This window comes from Hyphomicrobium sp. LHD-15, from assembly GCF_031157355.1.
Taxonomy (GTDB): domain Bacteria; phylum Pseudomonadota; class Alphaproteobacteria; order Rhizobiales; family Hyphomicrobiaceae; genus Hyphomicrobium_C.
Genome location: NZ_JAVIFT010000001.1, coordinates 581,263 through 602,174 on the forward strand (window position 1 = coordinate 581,263; position 20,912 = coordinate 602,174).

Consider the following 20,912-nt stretch of genomic DNA (forward strand, 5'->3'; position numbering starts at 1 on the left):
ACTCCTCGTGTTCCTCGAGACCTGATGTGGCCCATGAAGTTCACTATGCGGAGCGGGCTCGCGCGGAGGCCAATACGAACTTTCGCTAAGCAAATATGCAAATCAGGGAAGCGGTCTCAATCGTCGTCGCCCTGTACGGCGGCATCCGCCTCGCGGATGATCTTCTCGGTTATCGAAGGCGTGCACAGCTCTATGAAGCGATAGACGTAGCCGCGATGCAGGCGCCCGCGCCGGAGCGCAATGCTGGTCGTGCTGGGTGAAATGCCCTCTCGCAGCTTGACCTGCCGAAGGTCGGTATCGCGCTTCTCGTTGAAGGACATCGGCGCAATGATGCCGACGCCGAGTCCCAGCGCGACATAGGCTTTGATGACGTCCGCATCGAGCGCGGTCATCGTGATCTCGGGGCTGAGGTTCTGCGCGTCGAATGCCTCGTCGATGCGCGGGCGACCGGTCAGGCCGTTGTCGTAGGTGACGATCGGATAGGCCGCGACCTCCTCCAGCGTCACGCCTTCCTTGCCGTCCAGAGGATGGCCCGCCGGCACGACCACGATGTGCTGCCACGAGTAGTATGGGAACGAGATGATATCACGGGCTTCGTTGAACGCGTCCGTCGCGATCGCGAGATCTGCAGAACCCGAGTTCAGGAGCGCGCCGATATCGCGCGGACTCGCCTGATGCAGCATGAGCCGGACGCCCGGGAACTGCTGCTTGAATTTCAGGATCACGTCGGGAAGCACATAGCGTGCTTGGGTGTGGGTGGTCGCGATCTCGAGCTGGCCGCGATCGCTGACGGCGAACTGCGATGCCGCCTGCTTGATGTTCTCGGCTTCGAGCAGAACACGGTCGGCGATGCGGACGACCTCCTCTCCCAGCTCGGTCAGGCCTAGGAGCCGTTTGCCGCGACGCCGGAAGAGGGCCACGCCAAGTTCTTCCTCGAGATCCCGGATCTGTTTGCTGACACCCGATTGCGACGCGTAGATCGCATTTGCAGCTTCGGTCACGTTGAATTTCGCGCGGACTGTTTCCCGAATGATCCGGAGCTGCTGAAGGTTCATCGATGTGCCTTGTGTGTCGGCCAGAACGGCCTCGGTGCTTGCTCGTAAGGGAGACCCCCGTTGCAAATACGTTGCTTGATGATTTTGCAAATCTACAAACAACAAATATTGCTTTGCTTATAAGTGAACCGACGGAACGCACTCATCGTCCGCTTGGGGAGCATGTGCGATCGGCACGACCAGAGTGACGCGGCAGAGCGTGGGCCAATCTGTCGCGGGCGGGCGTACTCGCCTACAGGCTTTCGTTGAAGCGACGCCACTCCTCGGCATCGATGTGGACCGACTGCTCGTCTGCCGGATAGGCGTGGGCCAGGCAGTCGTCTCGGTAACGCGTCATCGCGGCCTCGATGTCCGCGCTGACGTTGGCGTAGGCGCCCCGATTGCGCGGGATCGGGAAAGCCGCGTAACCGACGAGATCGCCGCTGATATGATAGACGCCGTCGTTCACTGGTCCCGCCCCGAGCGTGAGGACCGGAACCGGCAGCGTTCGTGTCAGGTAGGCTGCGAGCTCGGTCGGTACCTGCTCGAGGATGAAGGCAAAGACGCCGGCTTCGACAAAGGCGCGCGCCGTGTCCGTTATTTCACGCGCTTCCTCTGCCGTGCGGCCCTTGATGCCAAATCCGCTCTGCTCCACCCGGCGCGAGGCCTGCATGCCGATGTGGCCCATCACCGGGATTCCCGCGCGCACGATTTCCGCGATGTAAGCCGCCGTGTGCACGTTGCCTTCGCACTTGACGACATGAGCGCCGCCTTCGCGCACCATGCGGGCGGCGCTCGATATCGCCTGTTCCTTCGAGGCGTGATAGCTCATGAACGGGAGATGGCCGACGACCAGGCCATAGTTGGCGACCCGGCTGACGGCTCGCGTCAGGAATAGTTGCTCCTCGAACGTGACAGTCGTTGGGTCAGCGTGACCGAGCAGCGACATCGGACCTGCGTTGCCGACGATCAGCAGGTCGAAGCCCACGCGATCGGCGATGGCCGCCATCGGGGCATCGTAGACACCGATGGCCGTGATGCGTTTCCGCTCAGCCTTCTTTCGGCTCAGGGATTTGAGCGTCACGCGCGACCGTTTTGGCGAATTCGTGTCTGTCATGGTGTGCCTTCGCTGCCCGCGGCCTGTTTGCGGCGAACGCAAATGCAAAAGCAAAGAAGATTTTCTTCTTAGGATTTTCGGGGCGCAGCATCTTCTAATGGGGCCAAATGCCCGTTCGGGGCATCCACTCTAAAAGGAGAGCCACATGCATCCTGCAACGGCTGCCGCCGCGCCGGGCCCACAAGGGCACGCGCTCTTCCTGATCGACGAACCCGACCTGCCCGAGGAAAATCCGCCGCTGATGGAGACGCTGCACCTCAGCGTCCGACAGATCATCAAGGGCCACGCCACCACGCTGCGGCTCAATACCGGCATGCGCGTGTTCGAGCAGGGGCAACCCCATTCCGGAATTTTCGTCATCGAGCAAGGCACCGTACGCACCTTCTACGCGGCGCCGACGGGCAAAGAGATCACGCTCGCTTTCTGGAAAGAAGGCCATTTCGTCGGCGGACCGGAATTGTTCGGACGCGGTTGCCACGTCTGGTCGGCGGAAGCCGCGAGCCCGTGCGTCCTGTCGTGGATTCCCGGACACCAGCTTCACACCCTCGCGCTTCAGAATTCCGCGTTCGCGTTGGGGCTGATCGATGCGCTGATCGTAAAAGGCCGCTGCTATTCCTCGCTTGCGCAGATCCTGGGTACGAAGCCGGCGCGCGGACGTCTGGCGGAACTTCTGCTTGCGCTTGCCGGGCGCGAGGCCCGAGACGGAAAGCCGGGCAAGGAGAGCGAGGTTCCCCGGCATGTGACGCACGAGCAATTGGCCGCGATCATCGGCTCGACGCGGCAGTGGGTGACGGCCACGCTTTCGCGCTTCGAGCGCGACGGGCTGGTGTCTGTTCAGACGGATGCGATCGTCATCCTCAACGCGCGCGGCCTGCGGGAGGCGTCAGCTTCGGGCTGAGGGTCACGCCTCGCGGCGACGGCTCACTTCAGCAGATACGGGATGTTCACGGTCACCGCGCCGGTCGGGCAATCGGTCTGACACGGCATGCAATACCAGCATTCGTCGTAGGCCATGTAGGCCTTGCCGGTGAGTTCGTTCAACCTCAGCACGTCGAGTGGGCAGACGTCGATGCAAACGGTGCATCCCTTGTCGGCGATGCACTTCGCATCGTCGACCTCGACGGGAACAGCCGTGTAAGTGGCGGCAAGCGGCATAGGGGCTGAGAGCCTTTCGTCAGTTGTGCAGAAAATCTTCGAGCTGGGGGCGCGCGGCGAGCGTCGCCAGATAGCTCCACGGATAGATCCCGCGATCGTGGCCGTCGGAAAACGCGATGTTCACACCGTAGGTGCCGATCTCCTGCGCGGCGACGATCGTGAGCCGATCGGGTGGGCGCTTGTCGAGCCCGCGGATACGGCGCGCGCGTCCGGCTGCCGACGGGCATTCGGCCCACAAGAGATTTGCATCGAGCGCGCGGCGCAGTCCGTCCGTCCCAACGACGACAAGCTCATGGCCGCCCACTGCGATTTCAACGGAAACGACACTCACAACGGATGCCTCCACGGTGCATTCGGCCATTCGAACGCTCGCATCGGAGCCGAAAGCGAGAAAGCAATTAGTTGCCGACAGGAACCAATACACACGCCCTCCGTATCGATACGGAGGCTGTTTTCCCGATAATCTTCAATGATTTACAAATCACGCGCCGAATGAATTCAAAAGGCTTTCTTCTTATTTCCGGTCTCGCAATCGGCTCCCTAGTGTCGCGGCGCTTGTGGACCTCGGTTTGTTCGGCCCCGAGGCTTCCCGCCATTGCGCCCCCAACGAGGAGACATGTTCTTATGATATCCGGACGGATCATTTCAGCCGCGCTTTCGCTCGCGGTCGCCACACTTTCAGCAGCAGCCTTCGCCGCGCCCGCCAAAGAGCCGATCGTGACCTACGAATGGGTCCAGAAGAACCTCGACAATCCGAAAGTTCGGATCATCGAGGTCAGCGTCGACCCCGGCGTCTACGAGCGCGGCCACGTACCCGGCGCGTTGAATTTCCGCTGGCACACGGATCTGGTCGACAAGGTTTCGCGCGACATCGTTTCGCGCGAGAACTTCCAGAAGCTTATCCAGGGCGCCGGCATCGACAAGGACACGACCGTCGTTCTCTACGGTGACAACAACAACTGGTTCGCAGCCTGGGGCGCCTGGGTGTTCCATGTGCACGGTCTCGGCGAGCAGGTCCGCCTCCTCGACGGCGGCCGCAAGATCTGGGAGCTGAAGCAGCTGCCGCTCGACACCAAGGCGGTCGAGGTCAAGGCGACAACTTACGCGCTTCCTGAAGGAAAGCCAAACCTGCGCGCCCGTCTCACCGACGTGCTTGCCGCCGCCGAGAAGAAGACCGACGTGCACGTGATCGACATCCGCTCGGCCGACGAATTTCAGGGCAAGATCTTCGCGCCGGAAGGCTCGAAGGAGCTCTCGGTTCGCGCCGGCCATGTTCCTGGCGCCGTCAACGTGACCTGGAGCAAGGCCGTGAACGCCGAGGACGGCACGTTCAAGCCGGCCGCCGACCTCAAGAAGCTCTATGCGGACGCCGGCGTTGACGGCTCCAAGCCGATCATCACCTATTGCCGCATCGGCGAGCGCTCGAGCCACACCTGGTATCTGCTGACCCAGATCCTCGGCTACGACGTCAAGAATTACGACGGCTCGTGGACCGAGTACGGCAACTCGGTCGGCGCACCGGTCACCAACCTCGCCGGTACGGTCTGGCTCGGCAAGTAAGACTTAGACTGCTCATTCAGAAGCACCAGCGGCATACCGAAGTGCCGCTGGTGTCTTTTTGCGTTTGGAGACCTGCATATGTCGAGACCGATCGGAATCGCCGTTTCTTTCTTCATTCTGATCGGCCTCGCGGCCGGCGCGCTCTCGGCGGACAGCAGCAAGATCAGCAAATCGCTGGTCCTCGGCGCGCTGTTCGGCATCGTGCTGCAGCGTTCGCGCTTCTGCTTCCTCTGCCACACGCGCGATTTTTTCTCGAACCGTGACGTGCGCGGGATCGCGGCCATTCTGCTCTCGCTTGGCATCGGCACGCTCGGCTACCACGTGCTGCTCACGGCGTGGTTGCCGGATCCCTTCAGCGGCCGGCTGCCGCCCGACGCACACATCGGACCGGCGGGCCCGCTGCTCGCGTTTGCGGCGTTCGCATTTGGAGTCGGTATGGCGATCTCGGGATCGTGCATCTCCGGCCACCTCTATCGCCTGGGAGAAGGCTCGCCGACGGCACCGTTTGCGCTGCTCGGCACGCTTCTCGGCTTCGGCGTCGGCTTTCTCACGTGGAATATTCTCTACGTCGCTTCGATCGCGACGACGCCGGTGGTCTGGCTGCCTCAGCATCTCGGTTACACCGGCTGGCTCGTTGCCCAGCTGGGTCTGCTCGCGCTGCTCGCCGCGCTCTTCGCGTACTTCGCCCGATCCTCCACACCACGTGAGGCTGGGCCGGACGGCAATCCGCTCGCGCAGGCCTTGCGACGCATCTTTGTGTGCCGCTGGCCTGCGGCGGCCGGCGGCGCGGCCGTCGGCGTCATCGCGGCGGTTGCCTATTTCCAGGTGCAGCCACTTGGCGTGACGGCGGCGATCGGCAGCGTTGCGCGCTCGCTGCTCGCAAACGCCGCGTTGCTTCCAGAAACGCTGCATGGGCTCGACGGCTTTGCGGGATGCCGCACGGCGCTCGTCAGCGGCCTGTCTCCCAACGGCGCGTTCGTCATCGGCCTGGTGCTCGCGAGCTTTGCCGCTGCGCTGACTGCCGGCCAATTCACGCCGGCCTGGCCCACAGCGAGCCAAGCAGTACGCGGACTCGGCGGCGGACTTCTGCTCGGCTGGGGCGCCATGACTGCCATCGGTTGCACCGTCGGTACGTTGCTTTCGGGGACCATCGCCGGGGCAGCATCCGGTTGGATCTTTCTGGTTGCCAGCTTCGCGGGAGTTTGGCTGACGCTCCGGCTGCTGCCGGCGCGTTGAGGGTGCATGTGAACCCTCACGGCCTTCTCGATGTTCCAAATGAAAAAGCACCGGCGAGTGGGTTGGGCTCACTGCCGGTGCTCTTTATGACTGCCGGGCCCGGCAGTGCATTCAAACTTGATCGTAGGGCGCTACGTATCTCGTGACGCTATTTTTACGAGCATTCCGGATTCGCCGGAAATAATCATTTGTCAGAAGAATTTATTTCCGCACGTGATTTTCAAATCACGTTTTTCGCCCACCATTTGATCGGAACGTTTGCGCCAACGCGCGATCAATTCGCACGCAGTCAATATCCGTTATATTGGATCTAATTACGTTATATGAGACGTTCAATCAATTGCCCGCTGGTTTGGAATATGTATATTACCAATTGCGCAATAGAACGCAAAAAACGTTGGGAGCTAACAACAAGGAGTTTATCCGATGCACAAAGTGCTCACCTTTGCCCTCCTGGTCGGCCTTGGCACCGCTCCGCTTGTCGCGAGCACGGCGGCAGACGCAAAGCAAAGCCGGAAATCCGCCAACACCGTCACCGCCTGCAGCGAGCGTGGTGGGTTCGATTGCTATACCGCGCGGGTGTTCGATAGCCGGGTGGGACGCAAAATGGTGCTGCGTCGCGGAACCGTGATCGACTGTGGCCCGGACTGCCGCGATACGCTGCGCCGGGAGACCGTCGATTTCTGGGAGACACTGCGCGAGAACGGCAGCTGAACCGCTCGCAAAACAATCTCGATCGCCGCCCGTCGCCGGCCTGAAAAAGGAAAGAGCCGCATCCGTAAGGATGCGGCTCCATCTGTTCCTAGTCTTCGGGAGAAGGTCTCGGATCAGAACTTGATCTGTGCGCCACCAACGACGTAGTCGAACTCGTCCTCGATGCCGGTCAGCTTGCCGCTGGTGGTCGAGATTTCGGCCGTGGTGTGGTTGTACAGAAGGTAGAGATCAAAGAACTCGTTGAAGTTCTGGTTGATGCCCACGCCCCAACCCTCATACGTCGACCCGGTGACGAAGTCGCCGCCGATGGAGATGACGTTGCCACCGCCGCCGGTGACGGGAACGCCCCAAGCGCCACGGTCGGTCTGCCAGTACTCGCCGAAGAGTGTGGTCTTGCCGACGGGGAAGAACTTGCGCTCGATACCCGCCTGGACGAAGTAGAAGTCGGATTCGTCATCAAGGCTTGCCGAGATGGCGCTCACGCCGTCGTCGGTCAGATGGCCGTAGGCACCGGTGATGTAGAGGCCAGTTTCTGTGTGCTGAAGCGAGGCGCTGAGACCGAGTTCGTCGGTGTCGCCTGCGCCGCGGCGCCAGGTGTTCTGGTTGTTCTTGTTGATCTCCGAGTAGGCGATGCCTGCTGCGAACTTGAATCCGCTGAACTCGCCCTTGTAGCGCAGTGCGAGGTTCCAGATGTCGTCCTCACCCCAAGAAGCCGAACCCGTAAAGCCGGCGAACGTCGGGGTTTCATACTTCACGAGGTTTTCGCGGTGACCTTCGCCGATCTGCTGAGCAGCACCCGGCGGCGAGGAAACGTTACCCCATCTCAGAGAGCTGCCCGGCGAGATGGCGATGTTGTTTCCGAGGTTGTTCTTGATGAAGAAGCCGTTGCCGCCGTCGCCAGCGTACTGCTTGTTCGAGCTGGCGAAGTGGTTGGTGTTGGCGAGGTTGATCTCGGTGATGCCGTCCGCGGCGTCCGAAGTCAGGCCGAGCCAGAGCTTGCCGTAATCCTTGCTGCTCAACCACCATGCGCTGTGGCGCGTGGAGAGCTGGTCGGCTGCGGCTCCGCCGTCGGCGGTGTCCTGATCGACACGGTCGCCGCGCGAGCCGCGGATGCCGAGCTCAAGCAAATAACCGGCCTTCCAGCCCTTGGCGATCTCTGCTTCACCGAGGAAGCGGACGCGGCTCTGGCCTTCTTCGTTGGTGATGACGTAGGCGTTGCTCTCCCGGCCGTCATCCCAGAACAGGATGGCTTCGTTCAAGAGACCGGAAACGGTCAGCGAAACCTTGCGGTTGCCCTTGCGGGCCGTCGTGGCCTCGAGTTCGGCAATGCGCTCTTCCAGGTCGGCATAACCGCCGCCGCCCAGGTCTGCAGCCGACGCGGACGAGGTTGCCCCCGCGAACGCCAGTCCAGCCATTGCGATCCCAAGCGCAATGCCGGGCTTTTTGATAGTGCCCCCAATCATCTTCTTACCTCCACTTATTCCTGCATTCGGCTGGCCTAGAAATTCCTGGGCGCCTTTTTTGAAGGCGCTCAAAAACCGAGCACGAGAAGCGTGTGGAAAAGATCGCTTTCGCCGTTGCTCAGGCCCCGATGAGGATCACTGAACCGCAAGGCCGATGACGGGTGAAATGAAAATAATAGCGCTCAATAGAATGTCTTTACTTCTTTGCTTAGAACGAATTGCGCTATTCTGCTCAATATCGAATTTGGTGATTTTCAAATCATCGAATCAGCGGTTCTCGCGGCCGTTACGGGAGGAATTTCCTAGATCGCGTCCGACGCTCGAACATGTTGGGCGGAGAAAGCCGGGATTTGTTCTGCTCTCAGCAATTTTGCCGCGATCACGCGCTGGAGCGGCCTGAAGCCGACTCTGGCGGCCCGTCGGTCGCGTCGCTTGTTTGGATCGTGATTGTTGCACCGCGGCTACAGGTTTTTCGCCTGCAAAGCGCCCGATTATCGGCGCACGGTTCCGATTCGAGCAGATCGGCCACAACATCAGGATCTGTTTGGGCTTTCGTTTCGCACTTGGCGCCCTGCCATGAGCGTCCCGGCTGGAAGCGGGGCCTAGCGCCGTAGCGTGCCGTAGGTTCCACGCCAGTAGGTCAGCGCTTCCGGCTCAGCGTCCTCGCCCCGCACGCGGGCGGCGACAACACGGCCGATGACCACTGCGCTGCCGAATCGCTCGATGATTTCCTCGACTTCACAGTCCAGTACGGCAAGCGCCTCGCTCAGCACCGGGGTTCCGGTCACGAGCTCGGACCAGAGAGCCCCTTCGTAGCGTTCGATGCCTTTCGCGCCGTCGCGCCCGCTGAAGCGGTCCGCCACCTGTCTCTGCGCCGGAGGCAGCACGTTCACGGCAAATGCTCGCCAGCGCTGAAGTACCGGCCAGCTGGACGAGGTCTGATTGATGCAGAATATCAGCGCGGGCGGATCGGCGGACAGCGATGAAACGGACGTCGACGTGAGACCCGTTCTCTCCTCACCCCGTCCCACGGTGATGGCACTGATTCCTCCGGCAAGCTGACGCATGGCGCTGCGGAACGTTGCCGCGTCGATCGCGCCGCCCTCACCGGCGAGAGGCACTTCCTTCAGGTCAGGCATCGCGTTCGGCCCCGTCAGGCGTCCTCGCCGACGCGGGCATCCTTGAACAGCGCGTCGAGGATGCGGCCTTCCAGTGCTGCGACTTCCGCCGATCCGCGCCTGCGGGGACGCGGAATATCAACTCTCAGATCGAGGGTGATCTTGCCTTCCTCGATCAGCAGGACGCGGTCGGCCAGCATCACGGCCTCGGCGACGTCGTGGGTGACCATCAAGGCGGTGAAGCCCTGCTCGCGCCAGACCTGCTCCAGCAGGTTCTGCATCGAAATGCGGGTCAAGGCATCGAGCGCGCCCAGCGGCTCGTCAAACGCCAGAACCTGAGGATGGGAGACCAGCGCACGCGCGAGCGCGACGCGCTGACGCTGGCCGCCGGAAAGGACCGACGGCCACTCGTCGCGACGATCTCCGAGGCCAACGCCCTTCAGCGTCTCGAGAGCACGTTCGCGGGCGCCCGCCTCCTTGCGCGCGCGCCCAAGACCGACTTCCACGTTCGAGAGTACACGTGCCCACGGCAGGAGCCGCGGTTCCTGAAACATCACGCGGACCGCGCTCTTGTCGTGCTTTTCGTCGGCTGCGCCGTACCAGAACTCGCCGCTCGTCGGCTGATCGAGACCGACCAGAAGGCGAAGCAACGTACTTTTGCCGCATCCGCTCTTGCCGACGATGGACACGAACTGTCCGGCCGGGATGAAAAGATCGAGGCCTTTGAGAACGGGGTTGTCGCCGAACGACTTCGTGAGATTGCGAACCGTGAGGCTCAACCCGCGCGCCACCGGTGGGGTAGCTTCATGTGCCTCGCTCCAGTATTCAGGGGCGGAGCGGGCAACAGAGAGTGCACCGGCGGTCATTGAGGCCTCGTTCGGTCACTTGGATTGAAATGCGGGATGCCAGGACAAGCAGAGCCGTTCGAGAAAGCGTGCGGTGCTGTCCGCGAGCTTGCCGAGCAGCGCGTAGATCAAGATGCTGAGCACGACGACATCGACGAGAAGGAACTCGCGCGCCTGCATGGCCATGTAGCCGATGCCCGAGGAGGCGGCGATGGTCTCGGCGACGATCAACGTCAGCCACATGAATCCGAGCGCGTAGCGCAAGCCGACGAAGATCGACGGCAGCGCGCCCGGCAAGATGACGCGCCAGAACAGCTCGAATTTCGTCATGCCGTAGGTGCGGCCCATCTCGATCAGCTGAGGATCTACGGTACGAATGCCGTGCAGCGTATTGATGTAAATCGGGAAGAACACGCCGAGCACGACCAGGAAGATCTTTGCGGCTTCTTCGATTCCAAACCACAGGATGACGAGCGGAATGAGCGCCAGATGTGGAATGTTGCGCACCATCTGGAGCAGCGTATCGGTGGCGCGCTCGAACTTCTTCGACAGACCGTTGGTGAGGCCGAGAACGAACCCGAACGTTCCTCCGATCGCCAATCCGACGAGCGCCCGCAGGCCGCTCACACCCATGTTCACCCAGAGTTCGCCGGTCGCGGCAAGCCGCCACCCCGCCACCACGACCGCGGACGGCGCCGGCAATACGCGGCCCGAGATGAGACCGGTCTGCGAGGCCAGTTCCCATACGAAAAGAAGGCCCAGCGGCAACAGCCACGGGACAAGACCATCAGCCGCTTTCTGAAGCCGGCCAGCGCTCATGATTGGGAGGCCTGCTTCTCGGGCAGGATGTCATTGGCGATGGTCTCGCCAAACGGCCCGGTGTTGACCTTCGCCGTGAAGGTCTGCTTGCCGTGAGACAACGGCAGCAGCGGGAAGACCAATTCAGCGAAGCGGTAGGCTTCCTCGAGATGCGGGTAGCCCGAGAGAATGAACGTGTCGATGCCGATATCGATGTATTCCTTGATGCGGGCAGCAACCGTCTCGGGATCGCCCACGAGGGCGGTTCCCGCGCCGCCGCGCACGAGGCCGACGCCGGCCCAAAGGTTCGGGCTGACTTCGAGCTTGTTGCGATCGCCGCCATGCAGCGAACTCATGCGCTGCTGGCCGACCGAATCCATGCGCGAGAAGATCTTCTGGGCGGCGGCGATGGTGTCGTCGCTCACATACTGAATCAACTTGTTCGCGGCCTTCCAAGCTTCCTCATTGGTTTCGCGCACGATGACATGCAGGCGAATACCGAAGCTCAATTCGCGGCCCTTGGCGTGTGCAGCCGCCCGAACCTGCTCGACCTTCTTGGCGACGTCAGCCGGCGGTTCGCCCCAGGTCAGATACTTGTCGACGGTGCTGGCCGCGACATCGATGCCGGCCGGTGACGAGCCGCCGAAGTAGAGTGGCAGTCCACCCGACTGGACGGCGGGGAAGAGAACGCGCGCATCCTCGACGGTGATGTGTTTTCCAGCGTAGTTGACCGTCTCGCCGACGATCAGGCGCTTGAAGATATCGAGAAACTCCTGGGTCACCTCGTAGCGCTCGCTGTGACCGAGGAAGAGGCCATCGCCCTTATTCTCGACCGGATCTCCGCCGGTTACGACGTTGATCAGGAGACGGCCGTTGGAGACCCGGTCGAGGGTCGCGGCCATGCGGGCCGCGACCGTGACGGACGTGAGACCCGGCCGAGCGGCGACCAGGTATTTCAGCTTCTCCGTGTGCGGGGCGATCGCGGATGCGACCACCCACGAGTCTTCGCAACTCCGGCCGGTCGGCAGCAGAACCCCGTAATATCCGAGATCATCTGCGGCCTGGGCGACCTGGCGGAGGTAGTTGAAGTCGGCCGCCCGCGCGCCAATGGACGTACCGAGGTATCTGCCTTCGCCGTGCGTCGGCAGAAACCAGAGAACATTGGCCTTTTGGGCGGCCGTGCTGCTCATGAACCAGCCCTCCAGACGATCTCTTCAACCTTGATGGGCTTCGGGATGAGGCCCAGCGTGTGGAACAGGTCGCCGATCTTCTGCTGCTCCTCTACGACCTTCGCGTCGAGCGGCTTCACGCCGAACGACTGACGCTTGAGTGCGGTTTCGAGGATGACGACGGGGATGCCGGTTGCCGGAGCGAGTTGCTCGGCGGCGGCTTTGGGATCGGATTTCACCCAGTCATTGACCGCGTTCAGCTCTGCGAGGACGACTTCGATGGCTTTGGCGTTGCTTTCGGTGAACGACTTGCCGGCGAGGTAGAACTGATGGTTCGAAACAATGCCGGTGCCATCGACGAGAACACGAGCGTTGGCGCCAGCCTGAGCCGAGGCATAGAAGGGATCCCAGATCGACCAGGCATCGACCTTGCCGCTTTCGAACGCCGCGCGGGCATCGGCCGGTGCGAGGTGAACCGGTTCGAACTCGCCGTATTTCACGCCGGCGCCTTCAAGCGCCTTTACCGCGAAATAGTTGGAGTTCGAACCCTTGGCATAAGCGATCTTCTTGCCCTTGAGCTCGGCGACCGTCTTGATGGGGCTGTCCTTCGGGACGAGGATTGCCTCGCCGCCCGGCGCCGGGGGCTCGTGCGCAACGTAGACGATAGAACTTCCGGCAGCCTGAGCGAACACGGGCGGAGCTTCACCGGTGTGTCCGAAATCGATGGCGCCTGCGTTGATGGCCTCGAGAAGAGGTGGACCGAACGGGAACTCGGCCCACGTCACTTTATAGCCGATGGCTGCGAGCTTTGGCTCGAGCGTACCCTTGGCCTTGAGCAGAATGACGTTGCCGTATTTCTGATAGCCGATGCGGATGACCTTGTCCTCGGCCGAGGCTGATGCGGCCGTGAGGCCGAGTGTGAGGGCGCCCAGCGCAAGCGCGCCGACCCCTCTGCGGGTGAAGCTCATCTGGATGATTCCTTGATGTGATTGGCTGCTAGCTGATTGCGGAGAAGATTTTCAGGGGTCCGCCTGCTTCCACCGCTTGGATCTCGATGTCTTTGATGCACCATCGCCGTAGGCTGGCGCTCATGCGCTCCTACATCGATGCCAGACATCGACCGCATATTCGCGCTTACCACTCATATCGAGTGCTCCCTCCGCGTCAGCCGCGTTCAATCGAACATGCTCGCGGCGTACGGGACGGAAAATGCGGCCCCACCACCTCTGCGTCTACCAACTATTTCCGCGATGCTTATTCAGAATTCTTCTGGCAGCTGCGGACGTGAACGGATGATCGCGGCGTTGCCGATACGAGTGCCTGCTCGAGCGGCTCGCTCTGCGCCGCTCCATCTCCATTGGGAATAAGCTCATCACTTTTTATTCCTTAAGCACGCGCGTGCACCTCTCTAACTTCGCCGCAAATCCGCGAAGCCATACGAGAGTTTTCCGTGCCGCTAGATCAATTCGTCGACCGCACTTCCGAGGTCACCTGCGATGTCCTCGTTCTGGGTGGGGGAACAGCCGGCCCGATGGCCGCCCTCAAAGCGAAGCTGCGCAATCCGAACGCCAAGGTGATTCTGCTCGAGAAGGCCAACGTAAAGCGTTCCGGTGCCATCTCGATGGGCATGGACGGCCTCAACAACGCCGTCATCCCCGGCCACGCGACACCCGAGCAGTACACGCGCGAGATCACCATCGCCAATGACGGCATCGTCAATCAGAAGGCCGTGCTCAAATATGCGGAGCGCTGCTACAGCATCATCGAGGAGCTGGATCGCTATGGCATCCGCTTCCAGAAGAACGAGAATGGCGACTTTGCAGTCAAGAAAGTCCACCATCTTGGAACCTACGTGTTGCCGATGCCGAATGGCGACACGGTCAAGAAGGCTCTTTATCGGCAGCTCCGCCGCGCTCAGCTCCTGATCTCAAACCGCTTCATGGCGACACGCCTGCTGACCGGGGCGGATGGGCGGATCGCGGGCGCGATTGCCGTCAACACGCGCACGGCTGAATTCCTGGTCATCCGCGCCAAATCCGTCATTCTTTGCATGGGCGCCGCCGGGCGACTCGGCCTGCCGGCGTCGGGCTATCTGTTCGGCACCTACGAGAACGCGACCAACTCGGGCGACGGCTATGCCATGGCCTATCACGCAGGCGCCAAGCTCGCGAACCTCGAGTGTTTCCAGATCAACCCGCTGATCAAGGATTACAACGGCCCCGCGTGCGCCTATGTGGCCGGGCCGTTCGGCGCCTTCACCGCCAACAGCGAAGGAGCCCGCTTCATCAACTGCGACTACTGGTCGGGGCAGATGATGCTGGAGTTCTACAGCGAGCTGCAATCCGGCAAAGGCCCAGTGTTTCTCAAGCTCAACCACCTGCACGAGAACACCATCTCGGAAATCGAGACCATCCTGCACAAGGTGGAACGTCCCTCGCGGGGCACCTTCCATGCGGGCCGCGGCACCGACTACCGTAACGAAATGATCGAGATGCACATCTCGGAAATCGGCTTCTGCTCGGGACATAGCGCTTCGGGCGTGTTCGTCGACGAGTTCGCGCGCACGACCGTTCCGGGCCTCTACGCGGCTGGCGATATGGCGAGCGTGCCGCACAGCTACATGCTAGGCGCCTTCACCAACGGCTCGATCGCGGGCGAGGATGCAGTCGACTTCGCAGGAGACGTGGATTTCGCCGATGTCGATAGCGAGCAGATCGCGCGCGAGCGCGAACGTGTGCTGGCGCCTACGGTTCGCGACAAAGGCATTCCGCCGAACCAGATCGAATACAAGACGCGCCGTCTCGTGAACGACTATCTGCAGCCGCCGAAGGTTCCGACCAAGTATCGCCTTGGCCAGGACCGCTTCGCGGAAGTGCGCGAAGATCTCGAAACGCGGATGATCGCGCGCAATTCGCACGAGCTTCTGCGCGCACTTGAAGCCTCGTCTATTCTCGATTGCGCGGACATGGCCGCTGCCGCCTCGCTGTTCCGCACCGAAAGCCGCTGGGGGCTCTATCACCTTCGCACCGACTATCCGGAAAAGAACGACGCCGACTGGCTGTGCCACACGCTGCTCGGCAAGACCGACGGGCGCATGACGGTCGAGAAGCGTGCGATCGATCCCTATGTCGTGCCGATCGCGGACGATGAAAAGGATCTCTACTACCGGCAGCGGACACGCCCCCTCGAAGGGGCCGAGCAAAGGGCAGCACCTTGATGTCGGGCCTGTTCGAGGACTTCGTCGATCTCGACGCGCTTGCGGATGAAATCGCATCCGAAGATCCGCAACGGCGCCGGGTGGCCGTGCTGTCGCTTGCCGACAGCGGCGCTTCGGAGGCAATCGCGCTGCTCGCGCGGCTGGTCGGGGATGCACACCCCGACGTCCGCAAGCAGGTGGCGATCGGGCTCGGAACATTCGATGGGCCGCCCGTTGCGAACAATCTTCTCGTGCTGCTTCGCGACGCGGATGCGGACGTTGCGGCTGCCGCGGCGGAAAGCCTTGCGGAGCTCAAGGACACTGCGGCAGCGCCACCGCTTGTCGAAGCGCTGAACGATCCGTCCGCGTTCGTGCGCGCCGCCGTGCTGCGCAGCCTCAAGGAGCTACGCTCGCCGCATGCCTGGGGACCGGCACTCGCCGCGCTCGAAGACAACGATGCGGCGGTTCGGGTGCAGGCCGTCGGCGTGATCGGTTATCTGAAGCGCGAGGATACTGTTCCCGCGTTGCAGTCCGCGGCCAGGGATGAAAACCCGCTCGTGCGCAAAGCCGCGCTCAGCGCGCTCGGCTTCTCGCGCACGGAAGGCGCCGCGCAAACACTCGCCCGCGCCATTGGAGACGCCGACTGGATCGTCCGCGAAAGTGCGGCGGAAACGCTCGGCGTCAGCAAAGCTGCGTCTGTCGATGTCGCGCCGCTGATCACAGCTCTCAGCGACGACTATTGGCAGGTCCGCGTCAAGGCCGTGCGCAGCCTCGGCCAGCGCAACGTTGCGGACGCAGCCTTGAACGTGGCCGCGTGCCTCTCGCATCCCGAGCCCAACCTGCGCAAAGAAGCGGCGGCTGCGCTCGGCCAGTTCGCCCGGCCCGAAACGCGTCCGTTCCTCGAAGCGGTCGCTTCAGACCCCGATTCCGATGTGCGCAAGAACGTCCGCTGGGCGCTTTCCCGGATTGACGAGCAGCGCGTCACATCTCCGTCTAGCTAGGCTGTCGCATGGTCGGGCGGTGTTCGACGCGCCGATCCGGCTTTAGGTGTGCGCGCATCGAATATAGCCGCCACTGCATTATTATTAGGCGATTTCTGCTTGATTATTAGGCGGCTTGTCCTATTTTATGGGCAAGCGAGGCCACGACCTCCCCCACCATGGGATGAATTCCGGGACGACCCGGACATGGAGGTTTTTATCGTGGCCTGGGTTTATCTCATTCTCGCCGGCCTGCTCGAAATCGTCTGGGCTTTCGCGATGAAGCAATCGGACGGCTTCACGAAGCTTGTTCCGACTGTCGTCACGCTCGTCGCCATGCTTGCAAGCTTCGCGCTGCTGGCGCTGGCCATGCGTAACCTGCCGTTGGGCACAGCCTATCCGGTCTGGACCGGCATCGGTGCCGTCGGCGCATTCGCGGTCGGTATCGTTCTGCTCGGAGAGCACGTCAACATCATGCGCGCGAGCGCAGCGGCAATGATCCTCGGCGGCCTCGTGCTGATGAAGGCGTCTTGAGCCGGGATCTCACGCGCCGCCCTCCCCGCTTCCCCTCTGACGACGCACACAAAAAAGCACCCCGACAACGTCGGGGTGCCAGTTGATCCACAGCGCACACGAACCGTGGAGGGGGATTTCGTAGAAGGCGAAGCGCGGCGGATGCGTTACATCCGAACGCGCTCCTTCTTGGGATCGTAGAACGGGAACGGCACGACGGTCGCCGAAAGGCGCTTCTTCATGCCGTCCAAACGGCCGACTTCAAGCGCGGTTTCCAGCTCCGAGTGCGTGACGTCCACCCGCGCGAAGGCGAGCGTCTTTTTCAGAAGCGGCGAGCGCATCGCGCTCGTCACGATGCCGACCTGTGCGCGGCCGACGTAAACCGGATCTCCGTGCGAGGGCTTCTCGTTGCCCTTGATCTCGAGACCGACGAGCTTGCGGAGCGGATTGGCCCTGCGCTTTTCAATGGCCGTGCGTCCGATGTAATCCTCTTCCTTCTTCTGCGGCACCGTAAAGCCGATGCCGGCCTCGAAGGGATCGGTCGTCGAGTCGAAGTCGTGACCGCCGAAGACGAGCCCGGCCTCGATGCGCACCATATCGAGCGCGTCGAACCCGAACGGCTGAAGACCGAGCGGCTTGCCGACCTCCATGATCGCATCCCACACGGCGGGCGCGTCCTTCGGGTGACAGAACACCTCATAGCCGAGCTCACCGGTGTAGCCGGTACGCGAGACGAGCACGGGAATGCCCGCGACCCCGCCGATGCGGCCGATGGTGAAGCGAAACACGCCGACCTCCTGGATCGTCGGCCGGCCGGCCGGGGTTTCCACGATCTGCTGCAGGATCTCGCGCGAGCGCGGCCCCTGGACGGCGACGTTATGGAGCTCGGACGTAGCCGTTTTCAGGTTGATATTGTAGCTCGACTTCGCGGCCTGCTCCTTGAGCCAGATCAGGCTTGCGTCGTCGCCGCCGATCCAGCGGAAGTTGTTTTCGCCCAAGCGGAACAGCGTGCCGTCGTCGACCATGCCGCCGTGCTCGTAACACATCGTGGTGTAGAACACCTGGCCGACCGAGAGCTTGCGCACGTCACGTGTGACGATGCCTTGCAGGAATTGCTCGGAGTCGGGGCCGAGAATCTCCATCTTGCGCAGCGGCGAGAGATCCATGATCACCGCCTTCTCGCGGCAAGCCCAGTATTCCTCGATCGCGCCGGCATTGGCGAAGTGATGCGGCACCCAGAAACCGCGATAGTCGCCGAAGGCCCGCGTGAGCGCGGACGTGCGTGGGTGGAAGCCGCTTTCGCGCGTGAGTTGAAGAGGTGCGTCAGGTGACATTCTGTGTCCGATCGAACGTTTGAAGGGAGCGTCCTTGGGGTAGACCCGAACCTGAATTTCGGTGAGATTCCACCCGTTGGATGCGTCGATGTCGGAGGGGCACGACGAAGCGCCGCACACGAGATCCGTCAATGCGCGCATGACAACGTAATCACCTGCGCGCGACCACGGCTCGTCGGACCATATGTGGTTATGGCAGTCGACGTTCGTGTTGTAGAAGAAGTTGATCGCGGGCCAGCCGCTCAACTGACTGATCGGATCATATGGCTTCAGCGTGTTGTTGAAGTTGTCCGTGCAGTTCGGATGGCCGAAGTAGCCCATGTCCTCGTAGTAGCGGGACGTGCAGGCGAGATTGAACGTATCGTGGCGACCGACGGTATCCTGCACGATCTCGACCAGAGGATTGCGGTCCTGGTCGAAGAACTTTGCGTGCAAGCCCGGCGTCGGATAAGCGGCACCGTTCAACGTGCGCGTTGTCAGCGCATCGAGTCCCTGCTCGCGCCCCTCGTCCAGCGCCTTGCGATTGAAGGCGATGAAGTCAGAGCACTGACGCCCCTGCACGTCGATGATCTGGATGTACTCACCCGCGTAGACCTCGAAGCTTTCGGCGCTCGCGACGTTCACGCGGATATCGAGCCGCGGCTCGGCGAGCGGATCCGGCAAGCGTGCGGTGTTCAGGAGGCGGGGATTGGCGCGGTGGATGAAGATCAGCACGTCGCTCGGCGGCGTCTGCTCCCAAACCAGCATCGGCTCGGAGGGCGCGCCGAATACCGCGAACACCGACCGTTCGGCCTGAAGAGAAATCATGTCTCCGGGGCCGGCATCAGGACCAAGAAGACGGGCCGCCTTGGCGCGGCCGAGATCCAATCCACGGCGATAGAGGCCGAAGCGAACGCGTGAGGCGTCCTCGCTATCGCTTTCCAAGGCGCGCTCGATGCCGAGCGGCTTGGCGCGGCCGCTCGCGAGGCCGAGCGCTTCGAGATCGCTTTTGCCCTTGGCGCCGAACACGGCCACTTCCACCAGCTGCCCGCCTTCGAGCGCGCTGATTTGGACTCGATCGCCCGCGTCGAGCTCGAATGCAGCGGTTCCGCCGCCTTTCAGCACATAGCGCTCGACGCCGGGCTCCAGTGAGGCCCGGCCGGCCACGTATATTTTCGGCTTGGCGGGGGACGTTAGAATAGTCTCGCTCATGTCTTCCTCACACAGGGAGAAAAGGTGAGTTGCTGGCCGCCTTCGTGGGCGGCCAGCTTTGTATCGTGAGACCGGTATATTGTGAGACCGATCGCTGTTCGCTACTCGGCCGCCTGCTTGGTTTGCGGCTGGTTGAGGAAGGCTTCCATCGAGTCATCCAGAGCCTTCATCCAGGGCGTGTGATGGACGGGTGCAACCGTGCCAGTCAGCAGCGAGCGATGCGAGCGGTCGCGATAGGTCAAGATGTTCTCCATCTTGTGGTGCTCCCACTCCTTGAACATCCTCGCGACGCCATCCACATCGAGACGCGGATAGTCGGTCGGCTTGATCAGGTCGCGAACGTACTCGGTCTGGAAGTCGATGGCCTGCGAGGCATCCTCGACGGCTTCCTCGTCGCGAGTCCACTTCTGGATGTCGTCCATCATCTCGCCGGGGTTCGGCAGCTTGATGCGGCCGAGCACGACGTCACGGGCATACCAAGCCTGGGCATCGAACATGTTGAAGGTGTAGAACTGATCCTGCATGCCGATGTACATCAGCTTCGGATTGCTCCACCAGAAGATGCCCTTGTAGAGGTTGCCCGGATAGAGGCGGTTGCGCGACTTGATGCGCAGCGAGTCTTCCATGAACGGGTGGTGGTGCAGGTAGCCGGTGCAGAGGATGATCGCGTCGACGTCCTTCTTGGTTCCATCCTTGAAGGTGGCGGTCTTGCCCTCGAGCTTCTCGAGCAGCGGCAGCTCGGAAAAGCTCTCCGGCCACTTGAAGCCCATCGGCTTCGTGCGCCAGGAGAACGTCACCGACTTGGCGCCGTACTTGTAGCACTGGATGCCGATGTCTTCCGACGAATAGCTCGATCCGACGCAAAGCACGTCCTTGCCGGCGAACTCGTCGGCGGAGCGGAAGTCGTGCGAATGGAGAACACGGCCGGTGAACTTGTCCAGGCCGGGGAATTCCGGAATGTTGGGCGTCGAGAAGTGGCCGCTCGCGCCGAAGACGTAGTCGAACTCCGACGTCGACAGTGTGTCGTCCTTCAGGTCCTTGACGGTGACGGAGAACTTATCAGTATCGGAGTTGTAAGTGACGCTCTTAACTGCGGTGTTGAGCTGAATGTAGTGCGAAATGCCGTTCCGCTCGATGCGACCCTTGATGTAGTCGTGCAGCACGGCGCGCGGCGGGAACGACGGAATGGGGCGGCCGAAATGCTCTTCGAACGAGTAGTCCGAGAACTCGAGACACTCCTTCGGGCCGTTCGACCACAGATAGCGATACATGCTGGCGTGAACCGGCTCGCCGTACTCGTCGGTTCCCGTGCGCCAGGTGTAGTTCCAGATGCCGCCGCTGTCCTTCTGGCGCTCGTAGCAAACGATATCGGGAATCTCAGCACCCTTGCGGCGCGCGCTTTCGAACGCTCTCAAAACAGCAAGGCCGCTTGGTCCGGCGCCGATGACCGCAATACGTTTCTGTGACATCCTAAGGTGTCCTTTCCTAT

19 protein-coding genes are annotated in these 20,912 nt (G+C 62.0%); 7 read left to right on the forward strand and 12 right to left on the reverse strand.

Going from position 1 to position 20,912, the window contains the following annotated elements; genetic code table 11:
* Window positions 1-116 precede the first annotated feature (116 nt).
* Both RCO24_RS02705 and RCO24_RS02710 read right to left on the reverse strand, forming a co-directional pair.
* On the reverse strand, window positions 117-1,055 hold the full coding sequence (locus tag RCO24_RS02705; protein ID WP_308959859.1) for a CysB family HTH-type transcriptional regulator: 939 nt from the start codon (window positions 1,053-1,055) through the stop codon (window positions 117-119).
* A 232-nt stretch (window positions 1,056-1,287) separates the two neighbouring features.
* Complete coding sequence (locus tag RCO24_RS02710) at window positions 1,288-2,151, reverse strand: 3-methyl-2-oxobutanoate hydroxymethyltransferase (RefSeq protein ID WP_308959860.1); 864 nt, start codon at window positions 2,149-2,151, stop codon at window positions 1,288-1,290.
* A 145-nt stretch (window positions 2,152-2,296) separates the two neighbouring features.
* Here RCO24_RS02710 and RCO24_RS02715 point away from each other — a divergent pair, with 145 nt between their 5' ends.
* Window positions 2,297-3,049, forward strand: coding sequence for a Crp/Fnr family transcriptional regulator (locus RCO24_RS02715; RefSeq protein WP_308959861.1), 753 nt, complete (start codon window positions 2,297-2,299; stop codon window positions 3,047-3,049).
* Between the two features lie 23 nt (window positions 3,050-3,072).
* On the opposite strand, the gene RCO24_RS02720 is transcribed toward RCO24_RS02715, so the two are convergent.
* On the reverse strand, window positions 3,073-3,306 hold the full coding sequence (locus RCO24_RS02720) for a ferredoxin family protein (protein WP_308959862.1): 234 nt from the start codon (window positions 3,304-3,306) through the stop codon (window positions 3,073-3,075).
* Window positions 3,307-3,325: 19 nt separating this feature from the next.
* A complete protein-coding gene (locus RCO24_RS02725) occupies window positions 3,326-3,667 on the reverse strand; it encodes a gamma-butyrobetaine hydroxylase-like domain-containing protein (RefSeq protein WP_308959863.1) in 342 nt (113 codons plus the stop codon).
* 263 nt (window positions 3,668-3,930) lie between these two features.
* On the opposite strand from RCO24_RS02725, the gene RCO24_RS02730 reads away from it, so the two are divergent.
* The 3 genes from RCO24_RS02730 to RCO24_RS02740 all read left to right on the forward strand — a co-directional run bounded on the left by RCO24_RS02730 (window position 3,931) and on the right by RCO24_RS02740 (window position 6,816).
* On the forward strand, window positions 3,931-4,866 hold the full coding sequence (locus tag RCO24_RS02730; protein WP_308959864.1) for a sulfurtransferase: 936 nt from the start codon (window positions 3,931-3,933) through the stop codon (window positions 4,864-4,866).
* A 78-nt stretch (window positions 4,867-4,944) separates the two neighbouring features.
* The gene (locus RCO24_RS02735) at window positions 4,945-6,102 is read left to right on the forward strand and encodes a YeeE/YedE family protein (protein WP_308959865.1); all 1,158 of its coding nucleotides are present in this window, start codon (window positions 4,945-4,947) and stop codon (window positions 6,100-6,102) included.
* Between the two features lie 426 nt (window positions 6,103-6,528).
* Window positions 6,529-6,816, forward strand: a complete 288-nt coding sequence (locus tag RCO24_RS02740; RefSeq protein ID WP_308959866.1) for a hypothetical protein — start codon at window positions 6,529-6,531, stop codon at window positions 6,814-6,816.
* A 113-nt stretch (window positions 6,817-6,929) separates the two neighbouring features.
* Here the strand turns inward: RCO24_RS02740 and RCO24_RS02745 are convergent, their stop codons facing one another.
* From RCO24_RS02745 to RCO24_RS02770, 6 genes are all read right to left on the reverse strand, one after another.
* Window positions 6,930-8,279: a hypothetical protein gene (locus RCO24_RS02745; RefSeq protein ID WP_308959867.1), complete on the reverse strand. Its 1,350-nt coding sequence runs from the start codon at window positions 8,277-8,279 to the stop codon at window positions 6,930-6,932.
* 602 nt (window positions 8,280-8,881) lie between these two features.
* Complete coding sequence (locus tag RCO24_RS02750) at window positions 8,882-9,418, reverse strand: flavin reductase family protein (RefSeq protein WP_308959868.1); 537 nt, start codon at window positions 9,416-9,418, stop codon at window positions 8,882-8,884.
* 14 nt (window positions 9,419-9,432) lie between these two features.
* A complete protein-coding gene (locus tag RCO24_RS02755) occupies window positions 9,433-10,263 on the reverse strand; it encodes an ATP-binding cassette domain-containing protein (RefSeq protein ID WP_308959869.1) in 831 nt (276 codons plus the stop codon).
* A 15-nt stretch (window positions 10,264-10,278) separates the two neighbouring features.
* Complete coding sequence (gene ssuC, locus RCO24_RS02760; RefSeq protein ID WP_308959870.1) at window positions 10,279-11,061, reverse strand: aliphatic sulfonate ABC transporter permease SsuC; 783 nt, start codon at window positions 11,059-11,061, stop codon at window positions 10,279-10,281.
* Window positions 11,058-12,230 carry an FMNH2-dependent alkanesulfonate monooxygenase gene (ssuD, locus tag RCO24_RS02765; protein WP_308959871.1) on the reverse strand — a complete coding sequence of 391 codons (1,173 nt, stop codon included), beginning with the start codon at window positions 12,228-12,230 and terminating at the stop codon, window positions 11,058-11,060. Before ssuD ends, ssuC begins: the two co-directional genes overlap by 4 nt.
* A complete protein-coding gene (locus RCO24_RS02770) occupies window positions 12,227-13,177 on the reverse strand; it encodes a sulfonate ABC transporter substrate-binding protein (RefSeq protein ID WP_308959872.1) in 951 nt (316 codons plus the stop codon). The genes ssuD and RCO24_RS02770 overlap by 4 nt, the downstream gene beginning before the upstream one ends.
* Before the next feature lie 482 nt (window positions 13,178-13,659).
* On the opposite strand from RCO24_RS02770, the gene RCO24_RS02775 reads away from it, so the two are divergent.
* From RCO24_RS02775 to RCO24_RS02785, 3 genes are all read left to right on the forward strand, one after another.
* The gene (locus RCO24_RS02775; RefSeq protein WP_308959873.1) at window positions 13,660-15,426 is read left to right on the forward strand and encodes a fumarate reductase/succinate dehydrogenase flavoprotein subunit; all 1,767 of its coding nucleotides are present in this window, start codon (window positions 13,660-13,662) and stop codon (window positions 15,424-15,426) included.
* The gene (locus RCO24_RS02780; RefSeq protein WP_308959874.1) at window positions 15,426-16,406 is read left to right on the forward strand and encodes a HEAT repeat domain-containing protein; all 981 of its coding nucleotides are present in this window, start codon (window positions 15,426-15,428) and stop codon (window positions 16,404-16,406) included. Before RCO24_RS02775 ends, RCO24_RS02780 begins: the two co-directional genes overlap by 1 nt.
* Window positions 16,407-16,607: 201 nt before the next feature.
* The gene (locus RCO24_RS02785) at window positions 16,608-16,919 is read left to right on the forward strand and encodes a multidrug efflux SMR transporter (protein ID WP_308960882.1); all 312 of its coding nucleotides are present in this window, start codon (window positions 16,608-16,610) and stop codon (window positions 16,917-16,919) included.
* 146 nt (window positions 16,920-17,065) lie between these two features.
* Here RCO24_RS02785 and RCO24_RS02790 read toward each other — a convergent pair whose 3' ends face one another.
* On the reverse strand, window positions 17,066-19,423 hold the full coding sequence (locus tag RCO24_RS02790; protein ID WP_308959875.1) for a DUF1989 domain-containing protein: 2,358 nt from the start codon (window positions 19,421-19,423) through the stop codon (window positions 17,066-17,068).
* Window positions 19,424-19,524: 101 nt separating this feature from the next.
* The gene (locus RCO24_RS02795; protein WP_308959876.1) at window positions 19,525-20,892 is read right to left on the reverse strand and encodes an NAD(P)/FAD-dependent oxidoreductase; all 1,368 of its coding nucleotides are present in this window, start codon (window positions 20,890-20,892) and stop codon (window positions 19,525-19,527) included.
* Window positions 20,893-20,912 lie beyond the last annotated feature (20 nt).

Excerpts from the sequence above, each read along its gene's own strand:
- RCO24_RS02705 (WP_308959859.1), bottom strand. The coding sequence starts at position 1,055 with ATGAACCTTCAGCAGCTCCGGATCATTCGGGAAACAGTCCGCGCGAAA.
- RCO24_RS02710 (WP_308959860.1), bottom strand. The coding sequence starts at position 2,151 with ATGACAGACACGAATTCGCCAAAACGGTCGCGCGTGACGCTCAAATCC.
- RCO24_RS02715 (WP_308959861.1), top strand. The coding sequence starts at position 2,297 with ATGCATCCTGCAACGGCTGCCGCCGCGCCGGGCCCACAAGGGCACGCG.
- RCO24_RS02720 (WP_308959862.1), bottom strand. The coding sequence starts at position 3,306 with ATGCCGCTTGCCGCCACTTACACGGCTGTTCCCGTCGAGGTCGACGAT.
- RCO24_RS02725 (WP_308959863.1), bottom strand. The coding sequence starts at position 3,667 with ATGGCCGAATGCACCGTGGAGGCATCCGTTGTGAGTGTCGTTTCCGTT.
- RCO24_RS02730 (WP_308959864.1), top strand. The coding sequence starts at position 3,931 with ATGATATCCGGACGGATCATTTCAGCCGCGCTTTCGCTCGCGGTCGCC.
- RCO24_RS02735 (WP_308959865.1), top strand. The coding sequence starts at position 4,945 with ATGTCGAGACCGATCGGAATCGCCGTTTCTTTCTTCATTCTGATCGGC.
- RCO24_RS02740 (WP_308959866.1), top strand. The coding sequence starts at position 6,529 with ATGCACAAAGTGCTCACCTTTGCCCTCCTGGTCGGCCTTGGCACCGCT.
- RCO24_RS02745 (WP_308959867.1), bottom strand. The coding sequence starts at position 8,279 with ATGATTGGGGGCACTATCAAAAAGCCCGGCATTGCGCTTGGGATCGCA.
- RCO24_RS02750 (WP_308959868.1), bottom strand. The coding sequence starts at position 9,418 with ATGCCTGACCTGAAGGAAGTGCCTCTCGCCGGTGAGGGCGGCGCGATC.
- RCO24_RS02755 (WP_308959869.1), bottom strand. The coding sequence starts at position 10,263 with ATGACCGCCGGTGCACTCTCTGTTGCCCGCTCCGCCCCTGAATACTGG.
- ssuC (WP_308959870.1), bottom strand. The coding sequence starts at position 11,061 with ATGAGCGCTGGCCGGCTTCAGAAAGCGGCTGATGGTCTTGTCCCGTGG.
- ssuD (WP_308959871.1), bottom strand. The coding sequence starts at position 12,230 with ATGAGCAGCACGGCCGCCCAAAAGGCCAATGTTCTCTGGTTTCTGCCG.
- RCO24_RS02770 (WP_308959872.1), bottom strand. The coding sequence starts at position 13,177 with ATGAGCTTCACCCGCAGAGGGGTCGGCGCGCTTGCGCTGGGCGCCCTC.
- RCO24_RS02780 (WP_308959874.1), top strand. The coding sequence starts at position 15,426 with ATGTCGGGCCTGTTCGAGGACTTCGTCGATCTCGACGCGCTTGCGGAT.
- RCO24_RS02790 (WP_308959875.1), bottom strand. The coding sequence starts at position 19,423 with ATGAGCGAGACTATTCTAACGTCCCCCGCCAAGCCGAAAATATACGTG.
- RCO24_RS02795 (WP_308959876.1), bottom strand. The coding sequence starts at position 20,892 with ATGTCACAGAAACGTATTGCGGTCATCGGCGCCGGACCAAGCGGCCTT.